Below are 22,773 nucleotides of genomic sequence, written 5' to 3'. Positions count from 1 at the left end.
TTCCCATTCCTGGTTCGTTTCAAGTGGCGGGATTACCCTATCAACGAGTGAATCTTCGCACGGACCTCCGCCAACGCGTCCGCCGACACCTTACCCTTGCGTTTCGCTTTTCGGACTCGCCAGTCGATGCTTTTGATTTGGTCGGAGAGCACGACGCAGGGAACGGCCGCCGAGATCCGGACTTCAAAGGGATAGTTTTTGATCTGCGTTGTCATGGGACAACAGAGCATCAGGCTGGTCTTGCTGTTGTAGCGGCCGGACTCAAAACGATGGCGGGCCGGTGGCCGGCTTGCTCTCGTCCTGCGTGCGGAGTGAAGTTCAGCCAGACGACGTCGCCGGCGTCCGGTACGTAGCTCTTCGCCACTACCAGACCTCTTTTCCCTGAGGCATGCCGAAATCGATCGCTTCGTGAAGATTCTCGCGGGTGATGCCTTTAATCAGGGCATTCACGTCATATGACTCTTGGCGGATCGGCTCGATGACGATCCGTCCTGCTTCCTCGCGCACATCGACCGGTGCATCAACTTCAAGCGGGATCGCTTCCATGACGACAGCCGGAATACGCACGGCAGCACTGTTACCCCACTTTTTCACGACGGTTTTCATAACCCCCCCAATTCCACTAATACGCGGATCTTCCAGGCGTGTCAACAATGTATATACACATGGAGTCCACGGGCAAAAATACTCGCGATAAAGTTCCCCTTTCTCTTCTACAGGAGCGAGCGAGGTGCTGCAGATCCAGCCGGGATCGCTTTATCCGGCGCTGCATCGGCTGGAGCGGGTTGGATCAAGCCGAATGGGGCAATTCCGATAACGATCGCCGCGCGCAGTATTACGAGCTCACCAGATCCGGCCGTCGCCAGCTGGAAACGGTTACAAAGAACTGGCGGAAGCTGATGTTCGCAGTCACAAAAATCCTCGAGGCATATCCATGTGGAGCGACATTCTCTACCGTCTTCGCTGTTTGTTCTTCCGCAAAAAGGTCGAGCAGGAGATGGCCGATGAACTCGAGTTTCATCTGCAGCATGAGATTGAAACACGGGTCCGATCCGGTATGGATCCCGAGGCAGCAAGAAGGCAAGCCATCATCCTATCTCCGCTCACCTTTGTGCTGGCGGCCGTCGTGCTCCTTGCCGCCTCATTGTTTGGAGCGTTTGTTCCGGCATATCGCGCGAGCCGAACCAATCCTGCCGCCACACTTCGGACGGATTAGAGACAGCCGCTCCGCGGCTGCGGGCTTTACAATATACCCGGAGGTTCACTTGGGCTTCAGCAAACACCTCGTATTCGTTGGCCTTCTGGCGTCGGGCATGCTTCTCGCCGTATCCGTCCACATCACGGGACAATCAAGCGCGCCGGCGCCCGTCTTTCGTCCCGATCCGTCCTGGCCGGCGATTCCGAATGGTTGGGTTTTCGGAGAAGTGTCGTCTGTCGCGGTCGATTCGAAGGATCATGTCTGGATCATTCAGCGGCCGAACACTGTCCCTGCGGAACAGAGGGCAAAAGCGGCGCCTCCGGTTCTGGAATTTGATGCAGCCGGAAAGTTCCTGTCGAGTTGGGGCGGACCCGCGAAAGGATACGACTGGCCGGAGCGGGAGCATGGCATCTATGTCGATCCCTCCAACTTCGTCTGGATCGGCGGGAATAATGGATATGGAACGCCGCTGCCTCCGGGCGATTCGGACGACATGCTCTTGAAATTCACGACTTCCGGAAAATTTGTCCTGCAGATCGGCGGCCGCAATACGAGCAAGGGGAATGCGGACACGCGGAACCTGCATCAACCGGCGGACGCCTTCCTGAATCGGAAGGCGAATGAGATCTTCGTCGCCGACGGCTATGGCAACGTGCGCGTGGCTGTGTTCGACGCGGGGACGGGAGCCTTCAAACGCATGTGGGGCGCATTCGGCAATAGACCGGAGGCGGCAGGGGACGCCTCGTCGCAATTCGGTCTGGTTCACAGCGTCAAGGTGTCGGCCGACGGCATGGTTTATGTCGCCGACCGTGCCAATCACCGCATCCAGGTTTTCACGACCGCGGGAAACTACATCACGCAAAAGTCCATCGGCACCACAGGGCAGACCGCTGCCGGTCTTGCGTTCTCTCCGGATGCCGGACAACGCCTTCTGTATGTCGCAGACCTGGCCGATTCTCGGATCGTCGTATTGAACCGCATGACGCTCGACGTCGTCACCACGTTCGGCCGCGCCGGCGCCGGCCCCGGGGAGTTCGGCACGTTGCACCACCTTGCCATCGATTCCAAAGGAAATATCTACACCGCGGAAATCGGCCGCAACCGCCGCGCGCAAAAGCTGGTGTTGACCTCAACGCAGGGCCGCTGAGCTGTGTTGACGGGTCTATTCGCAGCTCTGCTGCGTGTTCGATTTCTCCAGAAGAAGCTGTGGCGCACCTGGTACGGGTTTCTCGCGCGACGCTATCGCGGCGCGGACTGGACCTTCATGAATTACGGATTCGACGATCCGAAGGTCACCCGTCTGACGTTGGACGCCGCCGATGAAAGCAATCGATTTTGTATCCAGCTTTATGACTACGTCACTGCTCCTGTCAATCTTATGGGCAAGCGGGTTCTTGAAGTGGGCTGTGGCCGCGGCGGAGGATGTTCTTTTATTGCGCGGTACAAAAACCCTCAACAGATGACGGGAGTCGACCTCTCCAGCGGCGCGATCGGTTTTTGCCGCAAAACGCATCACGCTCCCGGACTCGACTTCCGGACCGGCGACGCGGAGAACCTGCCTTTCGCCGATTCCACTTTTGACGTGGTCGTGAATGTCGAGTCATCGCATTGCTACCCGAATCTCGCAACGTTCTTTAAGGAAGTGCATCGCGTTCTGAGGCCGGAAGGATATTTCCTGTATGCCGATCTGCGTGAAAGCGTCGATATCGCGGAGTGGGAAAATCTCTTGTGGGCGAATGGCTTCTCGCTTCGTCGTGAAGAAGACATCACGAGTCAGGTTCTGTCGGCACTCGACCGGGATAATGACCGCAAGATAAAGCTGATCGGTACGCTGGTGCCGGCCTTTCTCCGGTCTTCGTTTGAGGATTTTGCCGGAATCAGGGGATCCCGGATCTACGAAGGATTCCGCACGGGCTCGCTGAAGTATGTACGGTTTGAGGCATCCAACTCCCCGCCTGAGTCAGGGCGTCAATATATTTGACGCATCCTTTCGTGAGGCGACTCCCCTCCTGGGGGGCTTTGCACAAGAACTGGTTGGGCGGACATTCCCCGCCTTTCCAAGGCGGGGTGCCCGAGCGATCAAACCGTTAGAACGTGAGGGCGGGGCGGTTATCCAGGAACCGCGCAGCGCACCTTATTTTGTTGAAGTTACTAACCGCCCCGTCTGCGCCGCTAAGGAACGGGCACGTTTTATCAGTGGCGCAGCCACCCCGCCTTGGAAAGGCGGGGAATGTCCACCTCAGCCAGTTTTTGTGCAAAACCCCTCCTGAATCAGGAGGGGAGTTCCAGCCCACCTGAACACAGGCGTCATCCTTCCACCTTCTTGCCGGTTCGGACGGTATAGACGGCATCGACGGAATTGATGAAGATTTTCCCGTCGCCGTGCTGGCCGGTTCTGGCCCCGGCTTGAATAGCGGCGACGGCGGCTTCGAGCTTGTCCTCCTCGACGACGAGGGTGAGCATGACTTTCGGCAACTCGCTGTAGACCGTATTGCCGACCTGGACGCCGCGTTGTTGTCCTCTGCCGAAGACATCCATCTTTGTCAGCGATACGATGCCGGTCGCTTCCAGGGCGTCAATAACCTGTTCCTCCCGTTCGGGACGAATAACGGCGCGAATCATTCTCATGTGTGAATCTCCACCCAGACTTGATTTTCTTCAACCATGACGGGATATGTCCCTATGGCGAACTCCGGATCGGTCGAACACCGGCCGGTGACGAGATCGAACCGGTAATCGTGCAGCGGACAGATGACCTCGCATTTATCTACCTTTCCTTCTTCCAATGGACCGGCGGCATGCGGGCAGACGGCGTCGATTGCGAATATCCGTCCGTCGCCATGCAAAAACAGGGCGAGGGATTTTCCCTGCACGGCAGCCGGATATCCGATTCCGGTCTTCAGTTCGTCCACACGGCAGACCTTGATCTGGACCGCCTTCTTCGAAGGAACATTGGCCACCGTCCGTTTGGGAGCCGGCGCGTCCGGTTTGAGTTCTGAGAGGCTCACTGCCGGCGGTGTCTAGGTTTCTTCCGAGTCGAAATCCTCTTCCGCCATATCGGCAGGCACCATTAAGATCCGATCGCGCACCGTAGGCCGGGCCTGAACCTGTTTGAATAGAGGCAGGTGCTTGACGACGTTGGCGAGCACGTCCGGCAACGCCTCGTCGCACGGGACCAGATCCATGATCTGTGTTCCCGCCCGCGCCTGCGGCCCGGTCTTTCCTCCGACGTAGATGGCAACGGCTTCGATGGAGCGGCCGTCGACGTTCACTTTCATTCCCCGCAAACCGATATCGGCAGCCAGGTGATTGCCGCAGCCGGCAGGGCAGCCGGACCAATGGAGCGTGATCGGCTTGCCGTCAGGTCCGAGCCGCTGTTCGAGGGCGGCTGAAGTTTTCATCGCCCAGCTTTTGGTATCGATTTGAGCAAGGCTGCAATAGTCGGTTCCGGTGCAGCTCACCATGCCTCGGAAGAAACGCGACGGCCCCGGCGGCAATTCCTTCAGCAGAGGTTCATCCAGCAGGGCATCCAGATGGTGCTCGGGAATATTGACGAGAATGGCGTCCTGTCCGGTCGTGAAGCGGACGGCTCCGTTCCCGTAGAATTCGGAGAGCCTCGCGAGTTCGCCCAGCGAATCGTGGCTGATCCGGCCGACATCCACACGCAGTCCTACGGAATAGAGCCCGGGCTGCTTCTGTTGATGCACGCCGAAGTGATCGTTGTGTCCATCGGAGCGCGCATCCTTGCCTTCGGGCAAAGGCTGCCAGCCGAGCCGTTTGACGAGTGCCGCGCGGAAACGGTCGATGCCCCAGTCTTCCAGAAGAAATGCAAGGCGGCATCTGGTTCTCGGGCCGCGCAGCCCTTCGTCGCGGAACAGCTTGACGATCTGCACGACAACGTCCTCGGCCTGATCGGGTTCGACAAACCAACCGAGATTGGAGGCAATGGTGAAACCTCCGGAGCCCATCTTCCCGCCAACCAGGATGTGGAATCCGGAATAGAGTGTCCCGTGAATGAATTTCGTCGCCGGGACCAGCGCGATGTCCTGCGATTCGCTGTGGGTGCAATTTTCGACGCAACCGGTGACAACGATATTGATTTTGCGCGGGAGGTTGGCGAATTCGGGATTACCCCGATCGCCGACAATTGTCCGGTCCAGCGCCAATACGAGACCGGAGGCATCCAGCAATTCATTCGGGTTCACTCCGGCCAGCGGACATCCATTGATATTCCGGACGTTATCCTGACCCGTTTGAAGTGTGCTCAGATCCACGCCGCGCAGCCGTTCGAGGATTTCGGAAGCGCTCTCGAGGCAGTATCCCCGAAGCTCGATCTGCTGGCGCGTCGTGATGTCGAGCGTGCCGTTACCGAGGCGGGAGGAGAGCTCGGCGATTGCGGCGAGCTGTCTGCTCGTTGCGAATCCGTTCGGCATCCGGATGCGCATCATGAATTTTCCCGGCGTCGGTTTCCGGAAGAACACGCCAATCCACTTCAGCAGTTCCTTATCTGCCGGAGAGAGCGCTTCCCAGCCCTGACTGGCCAGACAGGGCAGGTCTTCGCGGATTCGCAGCGGATCGCCGTTTTTCGCCTGCTTGTATTCTTCAATCGGATTCGAGCCTGGACGCATGATTGCTCTTTTTGCTCCTTTCAGGCATTGGTCAGGGCATGATCTGCCGTTTCAGGAATCGCACCCTGCTCCCCGGTTTCGATCTGCACGGTCCCATCGAGCGGCAGTACGAAAATCTTTCCATCGCCGATCTGCCCGGTCCAATTCGCATCGATGATCGCCTCGACGACGGATTGAACCTGGCTTAGCGGGACGATCCATGAAGCCATCCGCTTCGGCAGGTAGCGAAAGCCTGTTCCGGATGCCGCGCCGCGGCGCGCGAGGAAATGCAAGCCTTTCTGGCGTCCACGTCCGGCGACGCGGTGTTGTGTGAAGGTATCGATGCCGAGCTCCGCGACTTTCAGCTTGGTTTTGATCCAGCTTTCCGGGCGGATAACAGCCACGACTTCTTTTAAGGGTTCATCCGGTGCAGATTCCAACGGAAGATCCTGAGGTTCCGAGGTCGTTCCCGCGGAAGCGGCGGGAAACAACAGTTCCTGTGGGGTCGCGGTGACCGCTTCGCCTTTATGGAAGGCGCGCAGGAGCGTGTTTGCGATTCGCGTGTCGCCCAGGAGAATTGCGCCCGTCACGCGGCCTTCGCGAAGGATCACCTTTTTGTAGACGCCACGCTGCGGATCGCTGTAAGTGACGGCGCCGTCTTTCTCATCGGAGGGTTCCTTGCTTCCTAAAACCGTGAGGTCCACGCCCATGACTTTGAGCGAGGTCGAGGTGCTCGATCCGGTATAGACGGCGCGCGGGTTCGCGCCGCTCAGTCTCATGGCGAGGACCTTTGCCTGTTCCCGGCAGGGTCCGGCAAGACCGTAAACCTGCCCGCGGTGTTGCGCGCATTCACCGATGGCGAAGACGGAAGAATCGTTCACGCACGCGAGATCGTCGCCGACAACAATCGCGCGCTCGACGGTCAAGCCCGCTTCCTTGGCGATTTCGACGTTCGGGCGGATGCCCGCGCTGATCACAAACATGCCGCATGACTCGATGTGACCATCGTTGAGCGTGACGCTCTCCACGGAGCCCGAACCGTTCACGCCGGTCACCGATCTGCCGAGATGAAACCGGATCCCGAGCCTTTCGAGCGTGGCGCGAAGGATGGCGCCCGCCTGAGCATCCAACTGCAGGGACATGGGGTGCGGCGCCAATTCGACGACGTGAACTGCGAGGCCGCGATTCAGCAGGCCGCGGGCTGCCTCGAGGCCAAGCAGGCCGCCGCCGAGAACAACAGCTTTGCCCGCCTTCGCGGCGTAATCGATGATCCGCAGCGAATCGTCGAGCGTACGGAACAGGAAAATGCCGTCCTTGAACCGGCCGCTATCGTCCTTGAGCCTTTCAATCGGAGGGACAAAGGGTTTGGAGCCTGTAGCGAATACCAGGCGATCATAGTGCTCTTCGATACCATCGGCTGCGAAAACGACCTTGTTCGCCCGATCCACCTTGAGCACGCGCACGCCGGGGCGAAAGGCAATGCCGTTCCGCTCGTACCACTCGAGCGGGTTCAGGAAAATGTCTTTGGGCTCGTGAGAGCCGGCGACGACATTCGACAGGAGTATACGGTTGTAATTGCCGTACGGCTCATCGCCGAAGACGACAATCTCAAAACGATCACGGCCATTGCGGGCCGCAAGGTCTTCGACCAACCTTGCGCCCGCCATTCCGTTGCCGATAACAATGAGCCGTTCTTTTTTGTTCATCTGCTAGAAGCGATATAGCGCTTCGAGGTATCCGAACCTGCTGACCTTGCCCGCCGGATAAATCTCCTGTATGGCTGCCAGACCTTGGGTGTAACCGAAGTAGGCCGTGAACGTCGCTTTCGGATGCGGGCGATATTCCACGCTGGTGTCGTACAGGTTTCCGAGCGACCTGCGGCCGGTTGTCGATCGTCCGGTATAACCGAACGACCAGGGCTGAAAGGCGCCGCCGCCGGCATACCAGAAGTCGTTAGCGTCGGAGAGGCGGAGAGAATGAAATTCGCTGGACGTCGTCAGCTTGGAATTCGGCCGCAGTATCAGGGCGCCGAAGAGATCCTCGGTGTTCATCATGTTGTAGAACGGTGAGCGGGCATACAGCCGCGGTGTGGGCAGCAGTTGGAAGAACGTGCCGTGAGTGCCGCCGCTCGTGCTGTCGCTACCGGAACCCCAGGTGTAGCCGCCGCGAATCCACGGTTTCAGCGCGGCGATCTTCGGTTGGAATCCGGCTTCCGCATCGACTGCTCCGGCGCGCTGTTTCTGTAGACCCCAACGCCCGGTCTGTCCGGCGCCCCAGATCATGAGGTTGAAGGTTCCGGCGCCGGTATCGAAAGCATGAATGCTGTGGCCGCCGAAGGTATTGATGACGATGTTTTCGGTGTCGGCTTTACGAACCGCGGTGGGCCGGTTGTCGGTTTTGAGAATGTGCCGCCAGTCGTCGTATTCGATCGCAAACACGCGCGTGTCGGCGGCATGATGCCCGCTCCCCCATTCGTGCGTGTAGGATGCATAGCCGAATGCGATACGGTTCCATCCCCAGCCGTCGACCTGGAAGACTCCGCGCGTCGGCACCGCCGCGATCACGGTTAAATTATTGGACGCCGATGGCGAATAGGAATAATGGCCGCCGTCGAAGCTGCGGCCGACATCGGAAAATCCGAAATCTCCGAGCAGTCGTTGCGCCACGCGGTCACGCTTGAGCGCGGCAAGAGTCGCATCCTTGGGCGCCAATTCCGAACCGTCGAGAAAAGTGAAACGTCCAACTTGAAGGGTGTTTCCCTTGTCGCCCGCGAGATTGAACTTCGCGTACAACTGTTTCGGAAAGATCATGGCGACATTCTGGCGATTATTGTTGGCGGTGAAGTAATTCGAGCCCAGTCCAAGCGCGCCCTGGTTTGCCCCCGTGCCTGTCGCCCCAGTGGGAAGGTCGAGCATGAAGGGCACCGCGAATTCCGCATTCAAGTCCGTTCCGTGCTCGGAGGCCGCGAAGCCGAAGCGCAGGATATTTCCGGAGTACTGATAGTCATTGTTGCCGGCAGTGGGTTTGAACCAATCCCAGCTGTAACCGCGCGCGCGTAAGCTGCCGGTCACGGTCCAGCCGCCGAGTTTCAGCGGCTGAGGCGCCGCCGCCTGCGCAGGCTGAGATGCTGCGGCAACCGGTTGTGACGGCACAAGTGAAGCGGTCTGGGCGTTCGCCGCTGCCGCCGAAAACATGAATAAAAAAACAGCTGGCAGTCGCATAGAACTAGTCTCCTGTCGCCACAGCTTCTGCCGCCGGCGCCTCTGAAGTTTGGTTTGTGGACGCTTCCGTTCGCGCGAAGGTGTACCAGAGAACAATTCCTGTGAGGAGCGCTCCGGCCAGAATGTTTCCGAGCGTGACCGGGATCTGGTTCCATAACCACCATTGCTTCAGGGAGACGGGAGCGCCAAGAAGCATGCCGGCAGGGATGACAAACATGTTGACGACCGAGTGTTCATAGCCATGCGCAAAGAAGATCGTGATCGGCAGCCACATCGCCGCGATTTTGCCGATCGTCGACCGAGAAACGAAAGCCAGCATCGTTCCGGTCGTGACCATCCAGTTGCAGAGGATTGCTTTCACAAATGCCGCGCCCCAGCCGCTCGCTCCCAGTGCCGCGTAGCCGAGCGTTTTTTTCTGGGCGGTCTGCCGGACCAGGTCGGCCAGCGCGCCCCCGTTGCTGGTGCCGAAATTCGTAATTGCGAGATAGAACAGAACAGCATAAAAGACGCTGCCAAGCAGGTTGCCGATCAAGACCCAGAACCAGTTGCGCAGGAGCGCGCCGGCGGAAATGCGCCCGTCCATCCATGCCGCAGGAAGTAGAGCGAAGTTTCCGGTGGCGAGTTCGAAACCGAGCAACACCAGCATGACGAAACCGACCGGGAAAATGATGGCGCCTACCAGCGCAGGCAGGCCTTGAGAAAGTGCGACAAAGACCAATGATGTGGCATAGGCGAGGAAAACGCCCGATAATGCACCGCGAATCAGCATGTCGCGGATAAGAAGATTCGATTTCTTTACCGCCGCATCAAGCGCGTTCGATACGACTTCCGCCGGAATGACGTAGTCCATAGGACTCCCTTCAAATGTTGAAATCTCAGCTGTTGGAATCGCTCGACGTCGAGCAGGTGTGCCCACGCGGGTGGGGAATCAACAATGATTGGAAAATCAGGAGCTTCAGGACAGACAGAGTCGCAGCAAAGCCCGCTACAACAGTGCCCAGCTCCCTTTCGGCTGAGGACGGAGGCGATCTGCGCTTCAATGAGCAAACCGTAATGTTTTTATACGAGAACAGCGAAGGAATTGCAACCGCTATTGCGGACGGCCGCTGCGTTTCGCGGAGATCAGGCCGGAAGCCTGTTCGGAAAACTGGCGGATGCAGACATGAAGCTTTGGATGTCTGGGTTCAAAATCCGGCCGCACACCTTCGCGGACAAGCGTATCTGTCATCACCGGTCCGATCGATACAACGACGATGTCCTGTTGCAGAGCGAGCAGCATGGCGTCCCGCACCGCTGCGCGTTCTGCGATGCGCAGCAGATTGGTGAACTGCACCGAGGAAAGAAACAGGATGGCGTGGCACCATCGATTGCATATCCGTTGAACGGCTTCCGCGAGAGGTGCAGTATCCTCCGGAAGGTCCCAGCGATATATGGCAACCGGCGTTACGGCCAGGCCGCGCAGTCGTAGCGCATCGATCAGTTCTGTGTTCGGGACTCCATATTCCTGAACAGCAACACTGCTGCTTTTTATCGCCGCTGTCGCCTCCAGCACTTCCCGCCACGTGTAAGATTCGGGAACACAGACTGAAACCGGGACCCCTGCCTCTTGCAGCGCGGCAACCGGTTTCGGACCACGCGCAACGATTTGTACCTTTCTCAACGCGCCCAGAAACGGTTCGACGGATCCGCCGGCAGACGCCACATCGAGAAGGTATTGCGTCCCTGCACCCGTTGTGAAGATGACTGTATCGTAACGTCCTGCAATCATGTCCTTCGCGAACTGAATTGCCTGGGGGTTGGCATCGAGCGGACGCTCGCGGACCGAAGGCGCGTTGAAGCAATCGCCGCCCTGCTCCGCCACCAGATTTCGGACGAGATCTGCACGCCGGCTCTCAAGGGTGATGATACGAAATCCGTTCAGTGCCATACATGCCACGCGGCACCGCATCATACACTGTTCTTTATTCTCGTCATCTGCGCCATCGTGGCCGGAAATTTCTTGTACCCGGCCGGATACTGTGATTTCTTTACCTGCATGAACCTCAGAAAACTCGGATTTGCCGCGGGATTGGTTCTCGTTTCATGCGCGTTTGTGTTTGCGCAGGATCCGGACCTGGGCAATCAGAATCCAGGAACCGTGCGTCCTCAGCGGAAGATTCCGCCGGCTCGTCCCGCTCCAAGGAACGCGGAAGGGCGCGTTCTGCTCGGGCCGCTGCCGGGGGAAGCCGGCATCTGGTTGCCGGGGCCGGGCGGCACACCGGGAGAGCCGTGGCCTCCAAAGCCCAACGATTTGCCGTTCCAGGATTGGTCGAGGGCGTTGTTCACGTACCGCCGCGCGAATCAATTCGAGCCGCACACGCGCTGCAAGCCGTCGGGCGGTCCGCGGCAGTTCCTCACTCCTTATGGCGTGGAATTTGTCGAGTTCGGCGACCTTCAAAGAATCTTCATCATGGATATCGGCGGCCCGCATACGTTCCGCACGATCTACATGGACGGCCGGTCTCATCCGAAGAATCTCGATCCGAGCTATTACGGACACTCCACGGGCAAGTGGGAAGGCGATACTCTCGTTGTCGACACGGTCGGCTTCAATGAAGGGTTCTGGATTTCGCGGGGCATTCCGACCACCGACCGCCTTCACATGATCGAGAGCTTCACGCGAACCGACTCCAACACGATGAAGTACGAAATCACGATCGACGATCCGGGCGCTTACACCGCGCCGTGGAGCGCGGGATTTCTATTATCGTGGGACCAGGGCACGGAACTTTTCGAATACGTCTGCCAGGACAATAATTTCGCATCGGAACTGATGTTGGGCGCTGAGGAGAGGGTCGATCGCCATAGTCCGATCGTGCCATAGCTGTAAACTGGAAATTATGCGAGTACTCCGCCGCTCCGGCGCGATCGCTGTCCTTCTTTTCCTTCTGTCGGGCGTTACTTCCGCCGTCCAGACGCTGCCGCAGCAGTTGTCGGATGCGGCGTTCTGGAAACTGATCGAGGATGAGTCGGAGGCCACGCAGCCCTTTCCCGGCGAGAACTACGTTTCGAACGAGCCGAAGTATGCGGCGGCGGTTCGCTCGTTGAAGCAGAGCGTCATGCCGGGAGGCGTCTTTCTTGGCGTGGGTCCCGAGCAGAATTTCAACTACATTGCGGCGCAGCGGCCGAAGCTGGCGTTTGTCGTCGATATCCGGCGGCAGAACCTGATCGAGCAGTTGATGTACAAGGCGCTGTTCGATATCGCGGATGACCGGGCGGATTTTGTTTCGCGGCTGTTCTCGCGCAAGCGGCCGGACGGGCTGGAGACGGCATCGACTGCGAGAGAGCTGATGGACGCCTACGGGACGGCTCCCGAATCCCAGCCGGCGTATGAGGAAAATCTGGCCGCAATCCGACGCAATCTTTCGCAGAAGCATAATTTCCACCTCTCGGGGGAAGACAATGCCGAACTGGAACAGGTTTTCAAAATCTTTGCGCGAGCCGGCGCACAAACCAACTATCACTCGCCGGTACGCCCCAACGCATACATGCCCAGCTATGCGGCATTGATGACGACAGCCGACGAAGACGGAAATGGAGTGAGCTACCTCGCGACCGAAGAAAGCTATCGATTCGTTCGCGACCTGGAACGCCACAATCTGATCGTGCCCCTGGTCGGCGATTTCGCCGGAGCGAAGACCCTTCGATCGATCGGCTCCTATCTCAAGCAATACGACGCGACAGTACGTGTGTTCTATCTCTCCAACGTGGAGTCGTATCTTTGGGCCGGGAGCGGCCCGAATGCCCCTTCAGCTGCGATCCGCCTGGCGGCGCCGAACGGCGGATGGAAGACCTTCTTCGCAAACGTGGCCGCGTTGCCGCTGGATTCGTCAAGCACGTTCATCCGCTATCGCGGCGCGACAGGGGATGCGCACTTCGCCTCGATTCAAAAGAACCTCGCGGCCATGAAAAGCGGGCTGGTGAAGACGCTGGACGATCTGTATTAGCGGGCCGTATGGTCTGGGAAGCAACCCATTCCCCGCCTTTCAAAGGCGGGGTGGCTGCGCCATCAAACGATGGCCTTGTTTCTCAGCTGGCGCAGACGGGGCGGTTAGTAACCTCAAACAAAATAAGGAGCGCTACGCGGTTCGTAACTAACCACCCCGCCTTCGCGTTCTAACGATATTTGATCGCTCAGGCACCCCTCCTTGAAAACGGAGGGGAATGGGCTTGGCCCAATCATGCTCGATCACTTGAAGCTATTTCGGTAGTTCAATCTCTCCATATTTGCGGATGAATTGGAGGACGGCATCGTTGAAGACCTCCGGCTGCTCCCAGTACGACGAGTGTCCCGCTTCAGGAATGACTTTCATTTCCGAGTTCCGGATGCGCGCCGCAAACATCTTCACCAGCGGCGGCGGCGCGTACATGTCGGCATCGCCTGTCATGAAGAGCGTATGCAGGTTGATTTTTTCCAGCAGCGCAAACGTCATCTGGTTCCGGAATCCCTGCGCCGTCGCGCCGGCCTGTTTGCTCATGTGTTCCAGTTCGATCCAGCGCCGGGTTCCGTCGGGATTGGCCGCGCGATAGGACGGTCCAACTTCGCGCAATTCCGGAGGCATCGCGTCGAACGAGGGCGGCCGCAGCCGGCGATTCATTTCCAGATACTCCGGATCCTGCACTCCGCCGATACTGTTCGCGATGACGAGACTGCGGATTTCATCCGGGAACGACAGCGCGTAGTCCAGCGCGATGAATCCTCCGCCTGCCGTCCCGACGAGGTGGAAACGGTCGACCTTGAGAAATTTCAACAGAGCGTGAAGATCGTCCGCTCCCGTGCCGGGCGCGGCGCCGGGCTGCGCCATGGACTTGCCCCAGCCGCGGCGATCGTAAGCAATGAAGCGGAAACCGGCGGAGGTGAATCGCGGAATCTGATGTTCCCAGTTCGCGCTGCTCCCCGTGTTGGGATGAAGGAAGACGACGGGCACTCCGCTGCCGCCGGTGTCGACGTACCAGAGCCGGATGCCGGGGAGGTCGGCGTATTTCTGCGCGAAAGAAAGACAGGGAACGGAACACAAGAAGCACAAGAGGCACAGGAGTTGAATGGCTCTTGTGCCTCTTGTGCTTCTTATGTTCCTGCTTTTCTTCATTAATGTTGGAGAAGTATAACGTGTAATATCTTCGCTGATGCGTGGACTTGTTGTTGTTCTCCTCGCCGCCTCGATCTTTCTGGGTTGCATCTTCAGCCCGCCGCACCTGATGGACGATGTGGACGCCGTTCAGGCCCAGATCTCCCGGAATATGCTGCAATCGGGAGACTGGGTCACGGCGCGCCTCGACGGCGTTGCATATCTGGAGAAGTCTCCTCTCGGCTACTGGCTCACGGCCACGTCTTACAGCATTTTCGGTGTGCACGACTGGGCGGCCCGGCTGCCGTTGTCCCTGGCCGTCGTCACGCTGTGCTTTGTGACGTTTCGATTCGGAAGCTGGGCCTTCGGAAGGGACCCGGGATTCTACGCCGGGCTGATCTTGAGCACCTCGGTGGGATTGTTCCTGTTTACGAGGCTCATCATTCCCGATGCGATATTGACGCTGACGATCACGATCGCTTTATGGTCCCTGCTGCGCGCGCTCGATCCGGATGAGCCGCGGCCTGAGGTGTGGCCATATGTCATCGGCATCTGCTTCGGGCTGGGATTGCTGTTGAAGGGTTTGATCGCGATGGTCTTCCCGATCGGCGCCTCCTTCTTTTATCTGCTTTTTACAGGCCAGCTTTTGAGGCTGGAAACGTGGCGGAAGCTGAAGCCCTTCGCGATCATTCTCATCATGGCAGTCATTGCCGTGCCCTGGTACGTGCTGGCCACGCTGCATAACCCGCCCTATTTCTCGTTCACGATGCACAGCGGTCCCGGGCAGTATCACGGGTTCTTCTGGTTTTATTTCCTGAATGAGCATGTGCTGCGATTCCTGAACCTGCGATATCCGCGCGACTACAACACCGTTCCACGGCTCTGGTTCTGGCTGTTTCATGTGCTGTGGTTTTTTCCGTGGAGTCTGTATGCCGGGTCGGTCGTGGGGCTGAGTTTCCGGCCCGCCGATCGAGCCGGCCGCGCGCGCTTGATGGCGCTGTGCTGGATCGGGGTGGTGCTCGGTTTCTTTACGCTTTCGACGACGCAGGAGTACTACTCCATGCCGACCTATCCGGCATTCGCGCTGCTGCTGGGTTGCGGTATCGCCACGCAGAATAAATGGGTGCGCCGCGGTTCCGCAGCGGTGGCTGTTGCGGCAGCCGCCGGTCTGGCTGTGATTGCCGTGATTCTGTTCAAGGTGTGGTCGTTGCCCGCGCCGGGAGACATCGCGTCGGCGCTGGTGCAGCATCCGGAGATGTATACGCTGTCGCTCGGACACATGGGTGATTTGACGCTGCAGTCATTTGCCTACCTGCGATTGCCGCTGGCCATGGCGGGAATTGCGGCGCTGGTGGGCGTGGTAGTGGGGATTCGCAAGCCGGTTCTGTCCGCGGCGCTGATGATGCTGCTGTTCTTCCATGCGGCGCGTGTCGCCATGGTGGCGTTCGATCCGTATCTGGGATCGAAACCCCTCGCGGATGCTCTAACCGGCGCGCCGCCGGGAAAGCTGATTGAGGGCGATGCCTACTATGCGTTTTCGTCGGTGTTCTTCTATGGCAACCGGACGGCGCTCTTATGGAATGGGAGACGGGAAAATCTGGAATACGGGTCGTACGCGCCTGACGCGCCGAAGATTTTTATCGATGACGCGAGGCTGCAACAGTTGTGGTGCGGGGGAGAGCGATATTACCTGCTCGTGGATCATGAGGACATGCCGAAGATGAGATCGCTCGTGGGTGACCAGATGGTGCATGTGGTGAAGGAAAGCGGAGGAAAGTTCCTGTTGACGAACCTGGGTGTGTGAGCGACCCCCTGCCGGCGCGCTTCGCGGCCGGCTGTCCCCCTGTATCAGGGGGACAGTAAAACTCTCCCCCTGATACAGGGGGAGAGCCGCGAAGCGGCAGGGGGTCGCTCACAAGCGGTGTTGCAATCAGGCTTTTGTACAAATCGGAGGGAATGTTGAGATTTGTGGCTGCGGTGCTTTTTGGCCTGTCCGGTATCGGTCTTCTGTCGAGCACTGTTTATCTGGTTCTGGTGATTCTTGCTGCGCGGCGTTTCCGAAACAGCCCGGAGCCGGCGAATCAGTCAGCCCTTCCTCCGGTCACTGTCCTCAAGCCTGTCCACGGTCTCGAGCCCTTCCTCGAACGCAATCTCGAAAGCTTCTTCCTCCAGGACTATCCCGATTTCGAGATCATCTTCGGCGCGCGCGACTCCGGCGACCCGGCTCTCAGGATCGTCGAATCCCTTCGCACCAAATACAAGCACATCAAGACCAGTGTCGTCCTGTCCGGTGCGCCTCAATATCCAAACGCGAAGGTTTTCACCCTGGAGAAGATGGTTCCGCGTGCCTCGACGCAGTACCTCGTCATCACGGATAGCGATGTCGTTGTTCAGCCGAACTGCCTGCGCGAGGTTGTCGCGCCGCTGCTCGATCCGGCGAACGGCGTCGTGACCTGTCTCTATCGCGGGCTGCCGGCGGGCGGATTCTGGTCCCGGCTCGAAGCTCTGGGCATGTCCGTGGAGCTGACATCGGGAGTTCTCGTCGCCAACATGCTCGAAGGGATGAAATTTGCGCTCGGGCCCACCATGGCCACGCGCAAAGACGTGCTCGATTCGATCGGCGGCGTCGGCGGACTTGGCCAGTACTGTGCTGACGATTACATGCTGGGGAATCTTGCGGACCGCCAGGGCAAGCGCGTTATTTTGTCGAAGCACATCATTGGACACGTGGCGATGAATACGTCGGTCAGCGCTTCTCTCGTCCATCAGGTTCGCTGGATGCGGAGTACCCGGTTCTCGCGCAGCGCCGGACATGTCGGTACGGGGTTGACCTATGCCATACCTTTTGGATTAATCGGCTTCGTCGGCGGTCTGCTGGCGCACAACGGGTTACTCGGCATCGGATTATTCGCCTTTGCGTATTTGAACCGTATGATCCAGGCCGTCGCGGTCGGCCGCGATGTCGTCGGCGACCCCGAGTCGTTCAGCTACTGCTGGCTGTATCCTCTGCGCGACCTCATTGGCTTTATCGTCTGGTGCTGCAGTTTTGCAGGCAGTGAAATCGTCTGGCGCAGCGAACGATACCGGCTGGTTGCTGATGGAAAGATGATCCGCGTGTGAATATAAGACCATTGGATCATTGCTGCAATGATCCAATGGTCTTATAACTAAGCCCGGATCTGTGGCCGCGACTTGACCTCCCGAACCGCATAGGTCGGCTTCCGCTGGGATTCGTAATAGGTTCGCGACAGCATTTCCCCGATCAGTCCGACGGATATCAGTTGAATACCGCAGACAATCAGCAGGACTGCGGCGAACAGCATCGGACCGTGTTCCTTCATGATTTCGAGATGCTGCACGAATTTTTCATAGAGCAGAAAGAGTCCGGCCGCGAATCCGGCGCCGCTGCTGAGCAGGCCCCAGCTGCCGAAGAACTGCAGGGGTTTGGTGGAATAGTCGAGAAGAAATTTCAAAGAAATCAGATCGAGAAATACCGTCAGCGTGCGGGAGATTCCGTAGTTGGACTTGCCGCTTTGCCGGTTGATGTTTTTGATCGGGATCTCGGCGATCGTTGCGCCCGACCAGCTGGCAAGCGCCGGAATGAACCGGTGCGAGTCGCCGTAGAGCGGGAGATCTTTAATAGCTTCCTGTCTGTACGCTTTAAAGGTTGTGCCGAAATCGTGCAGCTCCACTCCAGAAAGCTTCGCCAGGAGCCAATTCGCGATGCGGCTGGGAATCCTTCGCATCAGCCAGTTGTCCTGCCGTTCGTAGCGCCAGCCGCTGACGATGTCGTAGCCTTCCTCGAGCTTGGCGATAAACGCCGGGATTTCCGCCGGATCGTGCTGGAGATCGCCGTCCATGGAGATGATCACTTCGCCACGCGCAAAATCGAATCCGGCTTTCAAGGCGGCGGTCTGGCCGAAGTTCTTACGAAGACGGATCAGAACCACGCGGCTGTCCCCATCGCATATTTCAGAAGCGAGCCTGTGCGTCCCGTCGCGGCTGCCATCGTCGATAAAAATGATCTGATAAGGATCGTCGAATTCCCGCATTACGGTAACGATGCGCGAATATAACTCGCGCACACTGTGCTCTTCGTTAAACAGCGGAATAACGATGGAGTAACGAATCGGTTCTGTGATTTCCATAAGTCTCCACGAGATCTCGATAGCTGATCAGCTGGACGCCGGCTTCCTGGATCAGACGTCGAATGCCCGGGCTTGTGAGCAGTTCGAACTCACGCTGGCGCTGCTCCAGAAGCCGGGTCGGCAGTTTCCGGAGCCCGGCATCCATATAGCCCGGATGCGCCATTACTTCGTGCACGCCGGAGCTCAGATCCTGAATGATAGTCTCAAAGACAGCCCGGTCAAGAAAACCGGTTTCGGTAATGCCGTAAAAGTGATCCGGACCCACGATTGGTTTCGGCGACGACAGACGCCAGAGGAAACGAGCGCCCTGTGCAAATGCGTACTGCTTCAAGATCGCTTTCCGGGACGCCGGATTGCGCCGCAACAGGGATGTCAGGCGGGGCGTCCGCGCGTTCATTGTTCTCAAGGCGCGGATCCCGTATTTACCAGTCAGCCGGACAACGAGTTTCAAAACGGCCGGAATGATGTGCACGTGCTTGTGGCCGTCCAGGTGGCTGATGTTCAGGCCCGTCCCGAGGGCGGCCTCGATTTGAGAACGGATCTCGCGCTCGAGATCGCGCCCACGGTGGTTGGCAGCCAACGAGAAAGGATCATTGGTGAGGTTCAGGTGCAGGCCAATGTCGAGCGTCGGGTTTTGCCGCGCCAGTTCCACGGCGGATTCGGCTGCGCCCCCGTTGATCATCAAGCTTGCGCTGGTGACGATGCCTTCACGATGCGCGCGCACGATGGCTTGATTCACCCCTTCGGTGAGCCCGAAGTCGTCCGCCGTGACAATGAGCTGCTTAGATCCCATCTGCGTCATCTGCGGCTCTGTAACTTTCCGTTCACCAGTTCGAAACGCCTGCCGCGCCACACGACTTCGCGGCCCAGGTAGCTCGCGAACCAGACCGCGAGGTTGACCAGATCCCGAACCGGTAATAACCAGAAACCCTTGCCTGGCCGCGGCTCGCGCAATACATGAGCCTCCGCCGCCAACCATACAGAGTACCTGAGGATGACCGCGCAGGCGAACAAAAGCCATGTCCAGGCAGCTCCCGACGTGAGCAGGACCGTCAGGAGGCTCCACGGAATGACATATGTGAAAATCAGGCCGGCATACCCGCCCGGACGAGAGGTCCGGACGGCCCGGGCCCAGCGCAGTTGATGCTGCAGGAACTCCCGGAACGAATATTCGGGAAGGTGGTGATCAACGATGCAACCGGCAAGTTCCACGCGCAGTCCGGCCTGCGACATCCGGTAGCCGATTTGATAGTCATCTGCCAGGAAGTCGGCAAGTGGCGCGAGTCCTCCGATCTGCGCCAGCGCCCGCCGCGAAAATGCCAGCGTCGATCCCAGCGCGAAGCGGATTCCGCCGTCCAGGCGCTTCGCGCACAGAACGCCCGGTATGAAATCGGAGCTGATGCCCAGCGCTTCCAGCTTCGAACCGATCGTGCGGCCGGCAACGCACCTGAAGAGGCAGGTTGTCATGCCGGTGGACGAATCTTCGAGCGGCGCCAGGACTTGCCTCAGGTATGTGCGGGGCACATGGATATCGCTGTCGTTGATCAGGAGGAAATCATGCCGCGCATTCGGGAGCATCTGGAGCAGGTTGCTGACTTTCAGGTTTGAACCCAGCACCTCGGGAGAGTAAACCAGCTTGATCGGAACCTGAGGGAACTCCTCGATCAGCTTTTGTACGACCGGGACGATCTCGTCTGCAGGATCGGCAACGCCGAAAATGATTTCGTATTGCGGATAGTCCTGGAGACAGTGGCTGCGGAGACTCTCATAGGCGTGCGGATCCATTCCGCAGAGCGGCTTGAGGATGGAAACCGGCGGCGTGAAACTTTCCTCGCGCGGGACCGTTTGCCGGAGCCGGAATGAAATCGTGCACCACAGCGTGAACACGTAGCAGCCGATGCCGCAGAGGGCTGCAAAAAAGGGAATGAACGCCCAACCCGGCATCGATCAGCTGAGCGAAAGCAGCACGACGCCCATACAGACCAGGATGACGCCGGCCCAGCGGACGGGCGCAACTTTTTCTCCAAGGATGAATTTGGCTCCGAAGGCGCCGGTAACGTAGCTCAAAGCCGTGGCGGGCACGACGAGGCTGGCGTCCGCCCAGGATAAGAGGGCCAGCAGCGAGAAGAAGGCGACGGCCATCAGGGCAATTCCGAGCCACATCGTGGCGTGGCGGAAGGCGCGAAACAACATTGGGAGAACCACCGATGGCCTGAAACTCGTAACCTCACCGATGCGTTTCATCGCACGAGTCACGCAGATGTCTCCGGCCGTTCCGGTCAGCACCACAATTCCGATAAAGACTACAAGCCGCAGCTTAATCTCCAACTGTACGCGGCTCCGTTCCGCTGACAAGCGCCACGCCGGCACAGATCAACGCCACGCCGATCCAGCGCGTGGGCCTGATCATCTCGCCGAGCAGGAAGTAACTGAGGACGGCAACGGCAGGGTAGCCGATCGCGCAGATCGGCTGCACGAAGCTGAAATCCGCCCATGAAAGGAGCATCAGATAGGAAACGAAGAAGACCGTAAGGCTGCCGATACCCAGCCAGATTGTTCCGGAGGAAAAGATCTTGACCAGCACCGAAACAAGCGCCGAAGGAGAATAGTTCGTGATCTCGCCGATCTGCTTCATTCCCTTGCTCAGAAGAACATTGCCGAGCGAGCTGAAGAACACGACGGAAACGATGAGAGAGTACGTTCTCGAGTTCATGATTCGCGGCGAATTAATTATTGAAAATCCGGAATCGTCAAGACGACGGAGCTTCCTGTCTCTTTCTGGCGTACTTCCAGCGTTCTGAACGGACGCGCATATACTCGACCGCTTCGGTGTACAGCCTTTCGCGCTCGTGTTTATCCCACAGCGCGTCCCGCACGATGCGCCAGACGACGCGGGGACGGAAGTAGTACGAATCGTAGAAGCGGTTGACGGCCGCCATCATCTCTTCGCGCGGCAGTCCGGGATAGGCGATGTGCGGCAGTTGATGGCCGCCGCTGTCCGCGGCCGCTTCGCCTGACATGAAGTTGTTTCCGGCGAGCTGAGTGTACAGTTCGGTGCCGGCGTAGGCGTGCGCAATCGATACCTGGATGGTTTCCGTATCCAGTTCCTTCGCGAAGTCGAGCGTGCGCTTGATCGTTTCGCGGGTTTCGCCGGGCAGGCCGATGATGAAATCGCCGTGAATGCGAATTCCGACCTTCTTGCAGTTCTTTGTGAATTCGCGGGCCTGCTCGACAGTAGCGCCTTTTTTGATGTTCTTCAGGACCTGAGGATCGCCCGATTCGTAGCCGACGATGAACAGCCGCGCTCCCGAATCCGCCATCGTTTTCAACGTTTCATAATCGCTGTTGACGCGCGCCGTGCACGACCAGCGGAAGTTCAGCGGCTTCAGCTTGGAGCAGACATCCAGGACCCGGTCTTTCCGGATGTTGAAGGTGTCATCGTCGAAGAAGAATTCCTTCGCCTGAGGGAAAAGCTGCAGCGCCTGCTTTACCTCGCGCCCGACATTCTCGGCTGAACGCACGCGCCATGCATGGCCGGAGAGCGTCTGAGGCCACAGGCAGAATGTGCACAGCGCCGGGCATCCGCGCGAGGTGTAAAACGAGACATACGGGTTCAGCAGGAAAGGAACGTTGTAATTCTCGATTACGAGATCGCGCTTATAGACTTCCGTCGCAAACGGCAGCTTGTCGAGATCTTCCGTCTGTAACTGCGGCCGCGATGGGTTCAATTTTACACGCCCGTTTTCGCGATAGCCTGCGCCGGCGATCCCGCTTAAAGGCTTGCCTTCGGCATACTCCACCACGGCATGATCAAACTCGCCGCTCACGATAAAATCGATTTCCGGATTGTCGAGCAGGCAATTGGGTTTGATTTGAACCGGCGGTCCGACGAACGCAACCTTCAGATCGGGTTTTGCCAGCTTCATCTGCCGGACCATCGCGACGTCGTTGGCAAACCCGACGGTCGATGTGAACAGCACCAGAAACTCGTAATCCTTCGCTATTTCGATCGTTTGCTCCGGGGTGATATGGTGCGACGGCGCATCCAGCAGGCGGCTGCCCGGCAGCATTCCCGCCGGATAACTCAACCAGACGGGATACCAGAACGATTCAATCTCGCGCGTCGCCGGCCAGCGCGAACTCGCGCCACCATCGAAATTTTTGAAGCTTGGAGGATTCAGAAGAAGCGTTTTCATTACAGAAGGCATAAGCAGTTTATTCTACTCTGAGATGTATAAAGGAACCACTGTTTAGCCGCAGATGACGCGGATGACGCAGATGGGGGCGCTTCTAAGCCGTCTTTTTGCGGCCCCATCTGCGTCATCCGCGTCATCTGCGGCTAAAACCTGTTCGGTGCGCCTCAGAACTGCAACTGCATCCGCGTCTGGAAAAATTGTGTTTTGCCTGTAAGATTGGAACGATTAAGGGAGCCATACCCGTAAGCGAACTCCAGCCGCACATTGTCCGACAGGTACCAGTTCACCATTGGCG

22 protein-coding genes and 1 pseudogene are annotated in these 22,773 nt (G+C 58.5%); 7 read left to right on the top strand and 16 right to left on the bottom strand.

Going from position 1 to position 22,773, the window contains the following annotated elements; genetic code table 11:
• Positions 1-32: 32 nt before the first annotated feature.
• Together mazF and VGK48_05205 are read right to left on the bottom strand one after the other, a co-directional pair.
• Positions 33-364: pseudogene (gene mazF / locus VGK48_05210) on the bottom strand (endoribonuclease MazF).
• Positions 364-606 (bottom strand): AbrB/MazE/SpoVT family DNA-binding domain-containing protein, encoded by a 243-nt coding sequence (locus tag VGK48_05205; GenBank protein HEY2380562.1) that lies wholly within the window; start codon positions 604-606, stop codon positions 364-366. Before VGK48_05205 ends, mazF begins: the two are co-directional and overlap by 1 nt.
• A 328-nt stretch (positions 607-934) precedes the next feature.
• Between VGK48_05205 and VGK48_05200 the strand changes: the two genes are divergently transcribed.
• From VGK48_05200 to VGK48_05190, 3 genes are read left to right on the top strand one after another with little or no spacing between them, the layout of a single operon-like run.
• Complete coding sequence (locus VGK48_05200; GenBank protein ID HEY2380561.1) at positions 935-1,216, top strand: permease prefix domain 1-containing protein; 282 nt, start codon at positions 935-937, stop codon at positions 1,214-1,216.
• 49 nt (positions 1,217-1,265) lie between these two features.
• On the top strand, positions 1,266-2,345 hold the full coding sequence (locus VGK48_05195) for a hypothetical protein (GenBank protein HEY2380560.1): 1,080 nt from the start codon (positions 1,266-1,268) through the stop codon (positions 2,343-2,345).
• 6 nt (positions 2,346-2,351) lie between these two features.
• The gene (locus tag VGK48_05190; protein ID HEY2380559.1) at positions 2,352-3,179 is read left to right on the top strand and encodes a methyltransferase domain-containing protein; all 828 of its coding nucleotides are present in this window, start codon (positions 2,352-2,354) and stop codon (positions 3,177-3,179) included.
• A gap of 326 nt (positions 3,180-3,505) precedes the next feature.
• On the opposite strand, the gene VGK48_05185 is transcribed toward VGK48_05190, so the two are convergent.
• The 7 genes from VGK48_05185 to VGK48_05155 all read right to left on the bottom strand — a co-directional run bounded on the left by VGK48_05185 (position 3,506) and on the right by VGK48_05155 (position 10,953).
• Positions 3,506-3,826, bottom strand: coding sequence for a P-II family nitrogen regulator (locus VGK48_05185; GenBank protein HEY2380558.1), 321 nt, complete (start codon positions 3,824-3,826; stop codon positions 3,506-3,508).
• Positions 3,823-4,206 carry a nitrite reductase (NAD(P)H) small subunit gene (locus VGK48_05180; protein ID HEY2380557.1) on the bottom strand — a complete coding sequence of 128 codons (384 nt, stop codon included), beginning with the start codon at positions 4,204-4,206 and terminating at the stop codon, positions 3,823-3,825. Before VGK48_05180 ends, VGK48_05185 begins: the two co-directional genes overlap by 4 nt.
• Before the next feature lie 12 nt (positions 4,207-4,218).
• Positions 4,219-5,826, bottom strand: coding sequence for a ferredoxin--nitrite reductase (locus VGK48_05175; GenBank protein ID HEY2380556.1), 1,608 nt, complete (start codon positions 5,824-5,826; stop codon positions 4,219-4,221).
• Positions 5,827-5,846: 20 nt separating this feature from the next.
• A complete protein-coding gene (locus VGK48_05170; protein ID HEY2380555.1) occupies positions 5,847-7,511 on the bottom strand; it encodes an FAD-dependent oxidoreductase in 1,665 nt (554 codons plus the stop codon).
• A 3-nt stretch (positions 7,512-7,514) separates the two neighbouring features.
• Positions 7,515-9,026: an alginate export family protein gene (locus VGK48_05165; GenBank protein ID HEY2380554.1), complete on the bottom strand. Its 1,512-nt coding sequence runs from the start codon at positions 9,024-9,026 to the stop codon at positions 7,515-7,517.
• A gap of 4 nt (positions 9,027-9,030) precedes the next feature.
• Entirely contained in the window at positions 9,031-9,876 is an 846-nt protein-coding gene (locus tag VGK48_05160; GenBank protein HEY2380553.1) for a formate/nitrite transporter family protein, read from the bottom strand.
• Between the two features lie 240 nt (positions 9,877-10,116).
• A complete protein-coding gene (locus tag VGK48_05155; protein HEY2380552.1) occupies positions 10,117-10,953 on the bottom strand; it encodes a uroporphyrinogen-III synthase in 837 nt (278 codons plus the stop codon).
• Positions 10,954-11,061: 108 nt separating this feature from the next.
• On the opposite strand from VGK48_05155, the gene VGK48_05150 reads away from it, so the two are divergent.
• Together VGK48_05150 and VGK48_05145 are read left to right on the top strand one after the other, a co-directional pair.
• Positions 11,062-11,889 carry a hypothetical protein gene (locus tag VGK48_05150; GenBank protein HEY2380551.1) on the top strand — a complete coding sequence of 276 codons (828 nt, stop codon included), beginning with the start codon at positions 11,062-11,064 and terminating at the stop codon, positions 11,887-11,889.
• A 16-nt stretch (positions 11,890-11,905) separates the two neighbouring features.
• Positions 11,906-13,012: a hypothetical protein gene (locus tag VGK48_05145; protein ID HEY2380550.1), complete on the top strand. Its 1,107-nt coding sequence runs from the start codon at positions 11,906-11,908 to the stop codon at positions 13,010-13,012.
• Positions 13,013-13,264: 252 nt separating this feature from the next.
• Here the strand turns inward: VGK48_05145 and VGK48_05140 are convergent, their stop codons facing one another.
• On the bottom strand, positions 13,265-14,083 hold the full coding sequence (locus tag VGK48_05140) for an alpha/beta hydrolase (protein ID HEY2380549.1): 819 nt from the start codon (positions 14,081-14,083) through the stop codon (positions 13,265-13,267).
• Between the two features lie 109 nt (positions 14,084-14,192).
• Here VGK48_05140 and VGK48_05135 point away from each other — a divergent pair, with 109 nt between their 5' ends.
• Entirely contained in the window at positions 14,193-15,938 is a 1,746-nt protein-coding gene (locus VGK48_05135) for a glycosyltransferase family 39 protein (protein HEY2380548.1), read from the top strand.
• A gap of 152 nt (positions 15,939-16,090) precedes the next feature.
• Positions 16,091-17,254 (top strand): bacteriohopanetetrol glucosamine biosynthesis glycosyltransferase HpnI, encoded by a 1,164-nt coding sequence (gene hpnI, locus VGK48_05130; GenBank protein ID HEY2380547.1) that lies wholly within the window; start codon positions 16,091-16,093, stop codon positions 17,252-17,254.
• Between the two features lie 47 nt (positions 17,255-17,301).
• Here hpnI (VGK48_05130) and VGK48_05125 read toward each other — a convergent pair whose 3' ends face one another.
• The 6 genes from VGK48_05125 to hpnJ are packed head-to-tail and all read right to left on the bottom strand — an operon-like array spanning position 17,302 to position 22,490.
• A complete protein-coding gene (locus VGK48_05125) occupies positions 17,302-18,282 on the bottom strand; it encodes a glycosyltransferase family 2 protein (protein ID HEY2380546.1) in 981 nt (326 codons plus the stop codon).
• On the bottom strand, positions 18,233-19,075 hold the full coding sequence (locus VGK48_05120; protein HEY2380545.1) for a ChbG/HpnK family deacetylase: 843 nt from the start codon (positions 19,073-19,075) through the stop codon (positions 18,233-18,235). Before VGK48_05120 ends, VGK48_05125 begins: the two co-directional genes overlap by 50 nt.
• 5 nt (positions 19,076-19,080) lie before the next feature.
• Complete coding sequence (gene hpnI / locus VGK48_05115; protein HEY2380544.1) at positions 19,081-20,226, bottom strand: bacteriohopanetetrol glucosamine biosynthesis glycosyltransferase HpnI; 1,146 nt, start codon at positions 20,224-20,226, stop codon at positions 19,081-19,083.
• 3 nt (positions 20,227-20,229) lie between these two features.
• Positions 20,230-20,610: an EamA family transporter gene (locus VGK48_05110; protein HEY2380543.1), complete on the bottom strand. Its 381-nt coding sequence runs from the start codon at positions 20,608-20,610 to the stop codon at positions 20,230-20,232.
• Entirely contained in the window at positions 20,600-20,995 is a 396-nt protein-coding gene (locus VGK48_05105; GenBank protein ID HEY2380542.1) for an EamA family transporter, read from the bottom strand. The genes VGK48_05110 and VGK48_05105 overlap by 11 nt, the downstream gene beginning before the upstream one ends.
• A 37-nt stretch (positions 20,996-21,032) precedes the next feature.
• Positions 21,033-22,490, bottom strand: coding sequence for a hopanoid biosynthesis associated radical SAM protein HpnJ (hpnJ, locus tag VGK48_05100; GenBank protein HEY2380541.1), 1,458 nt, complete (start codon positions 22,488-22,490; stop codon positions 21,033-21,035).
• Between the last annotated feature and the right edge of the window lie 283 nt (positions 22,491-22,773).

Source organism: Terriglobia bacterium (assembly GCA_036496425.1).
Taxonomy (GTDB): domain Bacteria; phylum Acidobacteriota; class Terriglobia; order 20CM-2-55-15; family 20CM-2-55-15; genus 20CM-2-55-15.
Note: the sequence above shows the minus strand (reverse complement) of the source record. Positions and strands in the feature narration are given on the sequence as shown.

Coding starts and splice junctions, on each gene's coding strand:
- hpnI (HEY2380547.1), top strand. CDS start 16,091: ATGTTGAGATTTGTGGCTGCGGTGCTTTTTGGCCTGTCCGGTATCGGT.
- VGK48_05125 (HEY2380546.1), bottom strand. CDS start 18,282: ATGGAAATCACAGAACCGATTCGTTACTCCATCGTTATTCCGCTGTTT.
- VGK48_05160 (HEY2380553.1), bottom strand. CDS start 9,876: ATGGACTACGTCATTCCGGCGGAAGTCGTATCGAACGCGCTTGATGCG.
- VGK48_05175 (HEY2380556.1), bottom strand. CDS start 5,826: ATGCGTCCAGGCTCGAATCCGATTGAAGAATACAAGCAGGCGAAAAAC.
- VGK48_05105 (HEY2380542.1), bottom strand. CDS start 20,995: ATGAACTCGAGAACGTACTCTCTCATCGTTTCCGTCGTGTTCTTCAGC.
- hpnJ (HEY2380541.1), bottom strand. CDS start 22,490: ATGCCTTCTGTAATGAAAACGCTTCTTCTGAATCCTCCAAGCTTCAAA.
- VGK48_05150 (HEY2380551.1), top strand. CDS start 11,062: ATGAACCTCAGAAAACTCGGATTTGCCGCGGGATTGGTTCTCGTTTCA.
- VGK48_05135 (HEY2380548.1), top strand. CDS start 14,193: ATGCGTGGACTTGTTGTTGTTCTCCTCGCCGCCTCGATCTTTCTGGGT.
- VGK48_05205 (HEY2380562.1), bottom strand. CDS start 606: ATGAAAACCGTCGTGAAAAAGTGGGGTAACAGTGCTGCCGTGCGTATT.
- VGK48_05200 (HEY2380561.1), top strand. CDS start 935: ATGTGGAGCGACATTCTCTACCGTCTTCGCTGTTTGTTCTTCCGCAAA.
- VGK48_05170 (HEY2380555.1), bottom strand. CDS start 7,511: ATGAACAAAAAAGAACGGCTCATTGTTATCGGCAACGGAATGGCGGGC.
- VGK48_05145 (HEY2380550.1), top strand. CDS start 11,906: ATGCGAGTACTCCGCCGCTCCGGCGCGATCGCTGTCCTTCTTTTCCTT.
- VGK48_05165 (HEY2380554.1), bottom strand. CDS start 9,026: ATGCGACTGCCAGCTGTTTTTTTATTCATGTTTTCGGCGGCAGCGGCG.
- VGK48_05120 (HEY2380545.1), bottom strand. CDS start 19,075: ATGGGATCTAAGCAGCTCATTGTCACGGCGGACGACTTCGGGCTCACC.
- VGK48_05185 (HEY2380558.1), bottom strand. CDS start 3,826: ATGAGAATGATTCGCGCCGTTATTCGTCCCGAACGGGAGGAACAGGTT.
- hpnI (HEY2380544.1), bottom strand. CDS start 20,226: ATGCCGGGTTGGGCGTTCATTCCCTTTTTTGCAGCCCTCTGCGGCATC.
- VGK48_05155 (HEY2380552.1), bottom strand. CDS start 10,953: ATGGCACTGAACGGATTTCGTATCATCACCCTTGAGAGCCGGCGTGCA.